The organism is Roseinatronobacter alkalisoli, from assembly GCF_028745735.1.
Classification (GTDB): Bacteria; Pseudomonadota; Alphaproteobacteria; order Rhodobacterales; family Rhodobacteraceae; genus Roseinatronobacter; species Roseinatronobacter alkalisoli.
In genome coordinates this window covers 854-11,236 of record NZ_JAQZSM010000049.1, presented here as the reverse complement: position 1 = coordinate 11,236, position 10,383 = coordinate 854, and the positions used below count along the sequence as shown (strand labels likewise).

At 55.8% G+C, this 10,383-nt stretch carries 8 protein-coding genes; 2 read left to right on the top strand and 6 right to left on the bottom strand.

The window, feature by feature from the left end:
• Positions 1-129 precede the first annotated feature (129 nt).
• The 6 genes from PUT78_RS21820 to tkt form a co-directional block, all read right to left on the bottom strand.
• A complete protein-coding gene (locus tag PUT78_RS21820; protein WP_274354367.1) occupies positions 130-1,206 on the bottom strand; it encodes an ABC transporter ATP-binding protein in 1,077 nt (358 codons plus the stop codon).
• Between the two features lie 35 nt (positions 1,207-1,241).
• Positions 1,242-2,084 carry a carbohydrate ABC transporter permease gene (locus tag PUT78_RS21815; protein ID WP_274354366.1) on the bottom strand — a complete coding sequence of 281 codons (843 nt, stop codon included), beginning with the start codon at positions 2,082-2,084 and terminating at the stop codon, positions 1,242-1,244.
• Positions 2,074-2,952, bottom strand: a complete 879-nt coding sequence (locus PUT78_RS21810) for a carbohydrate ABC transporter permease (protein ID WP_274354365.1) — start codon at positions 2,950-2,952, stop codon at positions 2,074-2,076. Before PUT78_RS21810 ends, PUT78_RS21815 begins: the two co-directional genes overlap by 11 nt.
• A 102-nt stretch (positions 2,953-3,054) precedes the next feature.
• Positions 3,055-4,335: an ABC transporter substrate-binding protein gene (locus PUT78_RS21805; RefSeq protein ID WP_274354364.1), complete on the bottom strand. Its 1,281-nt coding sequence runs from the start codon at positions 4,333-4,335 to the stop codon at positions 3,055-3,057.
• A 138-nt stretch (positions 4,336-4,473) separates the two neighbouring features.
• On the bottom strand, positions 4,474-6,078 hold the full coding sequence (locus PUT78_RS21800) for an FGGY-family carbohydrate kinase (protein ID WP_274354363.1): 1,605 nt from the start codon (positions 6,076-6,078) through the stop codon (positions 4,474-4,476).
• Complete coding sequence (gene tkt, locus PUT78_RS21795) at positions 6,075-8,204, bottom strand: transketolase (RefSeq protein WP_420793549.1); 2,130 nt, start codon at positions 8,202-8,204, stop codon at positions 6,075-6,077. Before tkt ends, PUT78_RS21800 begins: the two co-directional genes overlap by 4 nt.
• Before the next feature lie 106 nt (positions 8,205-8,310).
• Here tkt and PUT78_RS21790 point away from each other — a divergent pair, with 106 nt between their 5' ends.
• Both PUT78_RS21790 and rpiB read left to right on the top strand, forming a co-directional pair.
• Complete coding sequence (locus tag PUT78_RS21790; protein ID WP_274354362.1) at positions 8,311-9,540, top strand: ROK family transcriptional regulator; 1,230 nt, start codon at positions 8,311-8,313, stop codon at positions 9,538-9,540.
• A gap of 314 nt (positions 9,541-9,854) precedes the next feature.
• A complete protein-coding gene (gene rpiB / locus PUT78_RS21785; RefSeq protein WP_274350456.1) occupies positions 9,855-10,304 on the top strand; it encodes a ribose 5-phosphate isomerase B in 450 nt (149 codons plus the stop codon).
• The last annotated feature ends 79 nt before the right edge of the window (positions 10,305-10,383 follow it).

Here is a 10,383-nt window from a genome sequence, read left to right as displayed (position 1 = left end):
AATCCAGATCCGCATTGCCCTCATCAACCGCTTCAATGCGCTCGGCACCGCTGAGATCGTTCGCGTGGCCTGACGCCGACGGGGAGAGGGGCCATCATGCCTCAGGCATGAGTTGCGCAACAACGCCCATCAGAGTCGTGGTTTCCTGTCGATCCGACTCTCGGTTTCGGGATCGAACAGATGCATTGTTTCAACCTCGGGAGCGATAAAAACCTCATCTCCTATCTCCAGCGGCCTGCGGTCTCGAAAGAGAATCGTATACTTGGTATTTCCGACCGCTACCGACGCAACCGTTTCGCCGCCCATGGGTTCGACAACTTCAACAATGGCAGCAATCCCTTCACCCGGAGCGACCAGACGTAAATTCTCAGGCCGCACTCCGCCGATGAAATTCTTCGGCAGATCCCCTGGCCGACCGCCTCCCCTCCAGCCGAAGCGGGCACCTGAAATCATGAAGCCGTCGCCATCGACATTGGCGGGCATCAAGTTCATCGACGGTGAGCCTATGAAGCCCGCAACAAAGAGGTTTTGAGGTGCATCGTATACATCGATCGGGCGGCCGACCTGCTGAATTACACCACCGCGCATGACGACGATTTTATCGCCCATGGTCATTGCCTCGACCTGATCATGCGTGACATAGACGGAAGTGGCCCTAAGCCGCCGGTGCAACGCCTTGATCTGAGCGCGCATTTCTACCCGCAGCTTGGCGTCGAGATTGGACAGTGGTTCATCAAACAAGAATACCGACGGGTCACGTACGATGGCGCGTCCCATTGCGACCCGCTGCCGCTGTCCGCCGGACAACGCCCGAGGTGTGCGATCAAGTAGCGGGGTGAGTGCGAGCAGCTCTGCCGCCTCATTCACCCGGCGATCCATCTCCGCCTTGGGTGTCTTACGCATGCGCAAGCTGAACTCGATGTTCTGACGCACAGTCTTATGCGGGTAGAGCGCGTAGTTCTGAAACACCATTGCGATGTCACGATCCTTGGCAGGAACGTTGTTCACCACCTTGCCGCCGATACGAGCTTCGCCCGCCGAAATGCTTTCCAAACCGGCTATCATTCTTAGCAGAGTGGATTTACCACAGCCCGACGGACCAACCAGAACAACGAATTCTCCGTCTTCGATTGTCAGATCGATTCCAGCGATGATTTCCAACGCACCGAAGTGTTTTTGCACCCCGGACAATGTGACCGATGCCATTATTCAGTCCTTTCTTTAATCTACTGGGCCGGGCGTTATTTCACCGCGCCACTGGTCAGTCCGTTCACGATCTGCCGTTCGAACAGAAGGTAAAGAAACAGGATTGGCACAATTGTGGTTATAGTGAATGCGTTGATCAGCGGCCAATCGGTGATGCCCATGCTGTCACGCATCAGAAACAGCTGATATGGCAAGGTGCGCATGTCGCTAGAGGTGGTGAACGCCAGCACAAAGGGAAATTCGTTCCACGCCTCCCGCAGCGAAAGAATGCCTGCGGTAACCATCCCCGGAAGAGAGATCGGCACAACCACTTTCCAGATCCGCTGCCAGATCGAGGCGCCATCAATGGCGGCCGCCTCCTCAAGCTCTTTCGGTACAGCCTGAAAGAATCCGATCAGGATCCAGGTTGCCATCGGAACGGCAGTGGCTGTGTAGGTGATAATCAGAACTGTGTAAGTGTCCAGAAGGTTTAAAGACTCGACAAGATCATACAATGGAATGATCAAACTGGCCCTTGGAAGGATGCGCGGGATAAGTATGAACAGGAGCAGGATGTGCCGCCAGCGAAAGGCGTAGCGTGCAAAGCCGTATGCCGCCAAAACGGATACGAACAGTGTGATCGCGGTCGAGACCAAGGCAAGAAACAAACTGTTCATCATGTAGTTCGGAAACCCGTCCGACGTCAGCACGCGCCTGTAGTTGTCGAACGTCGGGTCATCGGGCAGGAACCCACCTGTATAGAGAGTCAGTGGCGTCTTGAACGACGCGGACAAAGACCAAAGGATGGGCAGCACTGCCCAGAGCGTGATCAGGAGAAGCACGCCCCAAGCCACAACGCGAGTTCCCAATGGACGGTTTATGCTGCTATTATCTGTCATCACGGGATCTTCCGGCTGCACGAAGAAAAATGGCGCTGAGCGCTATATTGATGATCAAGATCACAATCATCACAGCAGCACCCGTGGAATAGTTCAGATCACGGAAGGCCAGTTGGTACATATAGACCGCCAGCACCTCTGTTGATCGCCCTGGCCCGCCGCCTGTCAGTGGCAAGATGATGTCGAACATATTGAAACTGGCAAAGCTGAGCCACATGAGCGCCAGTGAGAGCATGGGAACGATCGACGGGATCGTGATATGTACGAACTTCTGCCAGCTTCCCGCGCCATCTATTTCTGCGGCGGCATACATTTCGGGGTCGATTGTTTGCAGTCCACCCAACAGAATTAGGGTGGCGAAGGGCGCGATGAACCAGACATTCGCCATAGTAATCACCATAAGTGCCTTGTCCGGGTCCGCCAGCCAAGACACGGTTGACCCACCGAGAGCCGCTGAAATCTGTGTGGCGATGGCGGCGTCGCCAGTGAAGAGAAACCGCCACATCACTGCGGCTGCAACTCCTGAAACCAGATAGGGGATCAGCGCGATGGCCCGAAAGACGCTGCGCGCAAAAGCAATCTGATTAAGAACCAGCGCATGGACCAGAGACATCAGCAAACCGATCACAATCGTCGCACCGACGAATATGAGCGAGATCAACAGCGAATTCTGAAATCCTGGTGATCGAAACAAGGTGCGATAATTGGCAAGCCCAACGAAGGGTTCTTCCGCTTCCCAGACCTCAATCTGAAAGAACGACATAATGATACCCCGCACGACAGCATAGCCCAGTACGCCGGCAACTATCGCTATAGCTGGGAAAAGCAGGACATACGGCGTCATGCGCATTGTGATCTTGTCGCGCAAACTGCCTTCTACGATCGTCGCCACACTTGATCTCCTCAGGTGATCTCGTTCCGGAAACGGGGGTAAGTTGGCACCCCCGTCACCAATTGGTCAGGTTGCGTCTTAATTGCCAACCAAAGCAGAAATAGCCGCTTGATGGGTCGCAGCGATTTCGGCCGCATCCTGCTCGGGATTTTGCAGCGCTGCTTGCATTGCGTCCAACAGGATCTGATAGATCTGTGTCTGCCGAGGATGGCTCGGAAGTGGAGTCAGATTGGCAAACTCTGGTGCGAACTGCGCCGCCCAAGGTTTCACGGCGTTGTACTCTTCTGATTCAAATACTGAAAGCACCGTCCCCGGTTGGTACCGCGCCGAGACCTCACCCACGTTTTCCGCGCGCGCCATGTATTGCAGGACTTTCAAAACTGACTCGTCTTCAGCAGCACCAGTGGTAACCAGGAAGGGCCAGCCTAGTGTCATCGTTCGCCCTTCACTCTCGGCACCCGGACGCGATGGCGGACGGCTGCCATCCCATTCCTGACCCCAGGACAGAGATTCGTTCACCGTGGGATAAACATTGTCACCGATCATCGCCTGCGCGGCATCACCGCCGATGAAGGCGCTGCGCATAGCCCCCGAATCCCATGCCAAAACGTCCTGCGACGTCAGACCTTCTGCGACCAATGTTTGATAGAAGTTTAGCAAATAACGCCCGGCATCAGAATCGATCTGAGGAACGCCGTTTTCCCACTGTCCGCCCATAGCCATGAAGGTGGAGAGAAACCACACGGGATCATGCGCACGACTTCCGATCACCGAATAACCGATCCGGCCTTCGGCTTTCATCGCCCGCGCAACATCAAGTACGTCATCCCATGTCTGTGGAACGTCCAGCCCTGCGTCTTCCAGCCAATCCTTGCGATAAGTGTACCAGAACGGGCCAGCATACAAGGTCAAGCCATAGGGAGTGTCGTCAATGGACGCCATATCAAGACCGATCGACGAGATGTCATCGATCGATGCGGCATCCTCGGAGCGCCATTGTTCCATCATCCCGCTAACATCGCGCACAGCGTTCTGGGCAACCAGTGGCGCAAGGCCATCAGCAGGGACCTGTACGATGTCTGGAGCTCTGTTGGCGCGTGCAGCACGAAGCGTATCAGCCACAGCCTGTTCAAGCGGGATCACATCAGTTCGCACTCTGATGCCGGGATTTTCTGCGTGGAAGGTTTCAAACGCATCCGCCGGAATGAAGTTTTCACGACCGAACCAGACGGTGATCTCTGTGACGTCCTGTGCATAAGCTGCGGATGTGACGCCAAGGATGGCGGTTCCGGACAGGAACGTTGCACATACAAGGGCTGTTGCGGTGCTCGCGATGCCGAATTTTCTGTAATGTTTCATCTCTTGGTCCTCCCAATTGTCGATTCAGTGTTCTGCACATCCTCAACCGTTACGGTGGTCGCGACGTGCATGTTGGTAAGGGTCATTCCTGTTCCTCCCTTGCATCGGGCGATCTCCCGCCCACTCCCTCCGCAACCGTCAGGCAACGGATTCCTTGATCTCCTGCCCATCAGGCCGCCCGGCCTTTGTGGGACTGGGAATGCTATTGAGTTCTCTCAGGCTCTGGCGGATCGGTGCCTGTCTGCAAAGCACTTGGTATTGATCATAAAGCGCACCGTAGGCCGATGCTCTGGACGGGTCAGGATCGAAGATTGTCACCGCCTTTGCGCCGAATTTGCGGGCGCCCTCCGGGTAATCCGGCACGATTTCTCCTGCCACAGCGCCATGTATCGCAGCGCCGACCGCAGTTGCGTTGTCAATCTGGGGTACTTCTATGACCCGCTGCATGACATCAGCCATCATCTGGATAAGGACGGGGTTCTTCGTAGCCAGCCCGCTGGTCATAACGACGCGATTGATTGCAAAACCGTCGGCCTCGAACAGATCCAAAACCGATTTCGCGCCAAAGCACAGCGCTTCCATCAATGCGCGATAAATGCCCACCGCCGTGGTTTCCAGTGTCATCCCAAAAAGCATACCCGACAGGTTGGAATCCGCCAAAGGCACGCGGTTTCCATTCCACCAGTCGACAGCCAGCAGGTGGCTGTCGCCCGGCTGCATTCCATCTACTGCGGCGTCATAGGCGGCGAAGCTGTTTGCAGAGGTGTCGCCTTTAGGAAAGGTGCGGACGAACCACGCCAGAATATCCCCAAAACAGGCCTGCCCTGCCTCATAACACCAGAGGTCGCGCACAGACCCATTCCATGCGACGCCTTCGATACCTTTCGGCAGAGGTCGGAAGTCGTCACTCAGAAACATATAGGCAGCGGACGTGCCAAGGGCGCCTACGAAACTGCCTCCTGATACCACGTTGATTGCCGGCAAAACGACGTGTGAGTCAATGACCGCGACAGCAACAATCGCTCTCCCGGTAATCCCTGTCCGTTTACGCCACTCCTTGGACAAGCCACCCGCCGATGAACCAACCTTCACTGGGTCTCGGAGCCGTTCCTCAAGCCCCGGCACCAGCCCTTCTGGATATCGATCAGAATACTGCGCCTTGAAAGCCGCGAATGCCAGGCTGCGGGTTTCTCGTCCCGTTAATTGCCAGACCAACCAATCACCTGCTTCAATGAACCGATTGGTTTCAGCCCACAGATCCGGAGCCTCGGCCTGCATCTGAGCCGCCTTCGCTACCAACCACTCGCCAGACAGTTTTCCACCAAAATTGTCCAGAAACGCGCCGCCTTTGGCATTAATTTCATCAGCATATGGCTGCGCAGACCCGTGTTTCCATAGCTTCACATAGGCATGGGGCGCATCCGGGTGCAGTACCGAAAGTGGCGTGCCGTCGCGCTTCGCCGGCATTGGGCTCGATGCGGTGAAGCCCAGGCCAATCGCGGCGATATCACGCCCTCTGCCCAAAGCAGACAAAATAGCCTCTGCTGCCTCAGCATAATCAGGTGCGTTCTGAAGCGCCCATCCCCGCGGCAATGCCTTGCCTCCGGGAGTGGTCCGCATCATCACGCCATGCCGATAAGGGTAGGTATGGCTCGCTATCTGCAGACCTGTATCGACTTCAAGCAGCACGCCGCGCGCGGATTCCGTGCCATAGTCCAGCCCAATGATGCAAGCACCAGTCATGCTGCTACCAACTTACGGGCAGCTTCAGTCACCGCTTGCTCGGTCAGTCCGAAATGTTCGAACAAAACATCCGGCGCCGCAGATTCGCCAAAGCTGTCGATGCCGATGCAGGTGCCTTCCAAACCCACGTACTTGCGCCAGTAATCAGTAGAGCCCGCCTCGACCGAGAGGCGAGGCACACCGGCAGGCAAAATCTCTGCCTTGTAGTTGGCGCTTTGCCGGTCAAACTGATAGGTAGATGGCATAGACACGACCCGAATCCCGATGCCGTCTTCACCCAATCGCCGAGCCGCCGCCAAGCCCAGCGGCACCTCAGAGCCAGTAGCAATGATGACTGCTTGCAGATCGCTTTTTTCACGTTGCAGAATGTATCCACCTTTGCGGATCAGGCCGACCGTTTCAGCATCGCGGGTCTGAAAATCCAATCCCTGCCGACTGACGGCCAAAACAGTAGGTGTCTGTTCATGTTCTAGGGCCAGTCGCCAAGCGACAGCAGTTTCCACGCTGTCACAGGGACGCCAGACATCCATGTTTGGTATCATCCGCAGGGTCGCCAACTGCTCAATCGGCTGATGTGTCGGCCCATCCTGCCCAAGTGCGATTGAGTCGTGCGACAAGACGTAGATCGCGCCGAGTTTCATCAGCGCCGCCATCCGCATTGCGTTGCGGGCATATTCGGAGAACACCACATAAGTCCCGCCGAAAGGTCTTATTCCGCCATGCGCCAAAAGGCCGTTCATGATTGCTGCCATGCCAAGCTCGCGCACGCCATAATAAATATACGTCCCACCCGATGCGGCAGTGATCGGCTCCATCTCATTCCATGTTGTCAGGTTGGACCCCGCCAGATCGGCCGATCCGCCAGTCAGTTCAGGCAGGATCTTGGCAAAAGCCGAAATAGTATTCTGGCTCGCCTTGCGTGAGGCGATGCTTTCTCCGTTTTGCACAGTTTCAGCAACAAAAGCATCGGCGAAAGCCTCGAACTCATCTGGCAGTGACCCAGACATTCGGCGGTCAAATTCCGCTGCGAGTTCCGGATAGAGCGCGGCCCATGCAGCGTGTTTTTCTACCCAATCCGCTTCGTCCCTAGCCCCCTTCTCTCGGGCATCCCAAGCTTTTGCCACCGCATCAGGAACTTCGAACGGACCATATGGCCAGTTCAACGCACTACGCGTAGCTTCGATTTCGCTGTCACCCAAAGGATTGCCGTGGCAGTCATGGCCACCTGCCTTAGTTGGAGCGCCCTTCCCGATAGTGGTTCGGCAGCATATCAGTGTGGGGCGTGACACATCGGCCTTCGCCTCTGCGAGTGCATGATCCACTGCCTCCACATCGTGACCGTCGATAGCAGGGATGACTTGCCAGCCATAGGATTCGAACCGCTTCGGCGTGTCATCGGTAAACCAACCGTCAACCTTGCCATCGATAGAAATGCCGTTGTCATCGTAAAGCACAATTAATTTGCCCAGCTTCAACGTCCCGGCCAATGAGCAGACCTCGTGCGAGATTCCTTCCATCAAACAGCCGTCACCAACGAAAGCATAGGTAAAATGATCGACAAGCTGATGTCCGGATCGGTTGAAGCGATGGGCCATGACCTTTTCAGCGATTGCCATGCCTACTGCATTAGCAACACCTTGGCCCAAAGGACCGGTAGTGGTTTCAACCCCAGGGGTGTAGCCGCGCTCTGGATGACCTGGTGTTTTACTATGCAAAGTGCGGAACTGCCGCAAATCGTCGATTGTCACATCATAGCCAGTCAAGTGCAGCAAGCTGTAAATCAACATCGATCCATGACCATTACTCAATACGAAACGGTCGCGGTTCGCCCATCCGGGATTTGCAGGATTATGCCGCAGATGGCGCGACCAAAGTGCAACGCCGATCTCTGCCATACCCATTGGCATCCCCGGATGTCCTGATTTCGCCCGCTGCACCGCATCCATCGAAAGCGCCCTGATCGCATTCGCCATGTCGGTCGTTGAAGCATGAGAGATCTGGGACATTCTGCTGTCTTCCTTAATTTCGCTGGGGAAAACAGGTGCTTGAGTCGGCGTATCGGCCTTTCCTGCGCCAGTCCCCCTTCTGACATGAACTAGGTAGCCAGTGTAGTGGACGTAAGTCAACTATCTTTTGTCTAATACTAGTCAAAAGATTATTCACTTGCTGCATAGCACCTTCCTAATCTGACTGGATACGCCTAATATCACCTTGAACAAGTGAGGGAAGCGAATGAAGCGGACACCGGTTGCATGGGACAGCACAGCGTTATTGAACGCAGGAGAGCTGCTGACCCTGATCGCGCGTGGCAACGCGAAAACACGGTCTGATTTGATCGAGGCCACTCGCCTCTCACGCATGACCATGTCGCAGCGGCTTTCAGCTTTGATGGGCGCAGGCCTAGTTGAAGAAACACCCCAAACACTGCCAAGCGGTGGCAGGCCCACGCGACAACTGCGCCTAAGCCCGGCTGCAGGGCATTTGCTCGTGGCCAATATAGGTGAAACCCACCTACATTTGGCCGCCACGGATCTAACAGCGTCTGTGCTTGCTGAACGCACGATCCCATTCGACATTGGCAATGGCCCCGATGTAGTGCTGGGCATGATCTCTGAAGGCTTCACAGCTCTGGCAGCCCTCCTTCCGCCTGGCACAGGGCCGCTGTTCGGCATCGGTCTGAGTCTGCCAACTCCGGTGGACTTCGCCGCTGGCGTCGTGGTTGGGCCATCGGTTCTATATGGATGGGACGGCTTCGAAATCCGCACCCGGCTCGGCGCGCGATATGGTGTGCCTGTCTATGTGGAAAACGACGTGAACCTTATGACGATCTTTGAACACCGTCACAATTACGCTGACGTCGATGATATGATCTTCATTAAAGTTGGCACTGGTATCGGCAGTGGGATTGTGTCGAATGGCCGGATTCTTCGGGGCGCCAAAGGCGCGGCGGGAGATATTGGTCATATCGGGATCAAGTCGAAACATCCGCCCCTATGTCGCTGTGGAAAATTTGGATGTCTTGAAGCACTGGCCGGGGGCTGGGCGCTAGCGCGGGATCTGACAACCGCCGGATTGCCTGCCACCACAGCCCGCGATGTGATCGAACTGTTTAACCGGCAGACCCCTCTGGCCTTGATGTTGTTGCGTCAGGCCGGCCGTAATGTAGGCGAGGTTGTCTGCGAGTTGGTAAGCGTGCTGAACCCCGCGATGATCGTTGTCGGCGGGACGATATCCCAAGCTGGCGATACGTTGTTGGACGGAGTGCGCGAGCTAGTCTATCAGCGCTGCCTACCCCTTGCGACCAGCGATCTGAAGATCGTGGTCAGCAAGGCGCACGAAGATACCGCCATCTTAGGTGCTGCCCTTCTGGTGCTGGATAGTATTTTTGACATGAGCGAAATTGATGGCGTTCTGAATAGAGTGGCTCTGGAAGCCTCAACGCTGGCGACTCAAGAAATCTGAAGCCGAACCGCCCTGACCTGCCGCGGCTCAAATGATCGCCTATGGCCCGAGGTCGGCAACGCAGTCTGCTGAGGCGCAAGTCGACCAGAGAAGACCACATCACCCGCCACGACGTCCTGTTAAAACGGTGGATTCCGACCGGGACAGAAACGTCTGAGTTTTGACCACCTGAGGCGCACACCAGCGCCTTCATCGGCGCTCTGATGACCGTCCGCATTGCGGGACGAAGCTGCCGGTCAGGGATATGTGATATTGCTGGTTCCCATTGCTGAAATGCGGGTAGGATCTAGATGCACGACCATGGAGCCCTGCCGATGACAATCGATAAACGAATTGTTCTTTCTAGCGACCATTCCGCCATTCAGATGCGCCAAGTCATTGCCGTTCATATCAAAGCACTTGGCTGGCAAGCCATCGACATCGGCCCTATGACAGCGGAAAGCACACCCTACCCTAAGCATGGTGAAGGTGCTGCGAGGCTCGTCGCTTCAGGCGATTGTCGTTTTGGCATTTTACTTTGTGGCACCGGACAGGGCATCATGATGGCTGCAAACAAGGTCAAAGGCATCCGGTGCGGTGTTTGCATGGATACGTTCTCGGCCCGCATGATCCGTCAGCATAACGATGCAAACATGCTTTCGATCGGTGTCCGCGTGGTTGGTGAAGGACTTGCTCTGGATATCGTCGATGCTTTCCTGACCGCCCAGTTTGAAGGCGGAAGACATGCAGCGCGGGTGGAAATGATCCAAACACTGGAGATGTAGCGCACTCCACCACCGACCCTCCGCTCTGGACTCTTCGCGTTGATGCTCAACCAAGGTATTTGCGGCAGCTATGCGGACC

Bases quoted from the DNA above. Each gene is read 5' to 3' on its own strand.
- PUT78_RS21820 (WP_274354367.1), bottom strand. From the start codon at position 1,206: ATGGCATCGGTCACATTGTCCGGGGTGCAAAAACACTTCGGTGCGTTG.
- PUT78_RS21815 (WP_274354366.1), bottom strand. From the start codon at position 2,084: ATGACAGATAATAGCAGCATAAACCGTCCATTGGGAACTCGCGTTGTG.
- PUT78_RS21805 (WP_274354364.1), bottom strand. From the start codon at position 4,335: ATGAAACATTACAGAAAATTCGGCATCGCGAGCACCGCAACAGCCCTT.
- PUT78_RS21800 (WP_274354363.1), bottom strand. From the start codon at position 6,078: ATGACTGGTGCTTGCATCATTGGGCTGGACTATGGCACGGAATCCGCG.
- PUT78_RS21790 (WP_274354362.1), top strand. From the start codon at position 8,311: ATGAAGCGGACACCGGTTGCATGGGACAGCACAGCGTTATTGAACGCA.
- rpiB (WP_274350456.1), top strand. From the start codon at position 9,855: ATGACAATCGATAAACGAATTGTTCTTTCTAGCGACCATTCCGCCATT.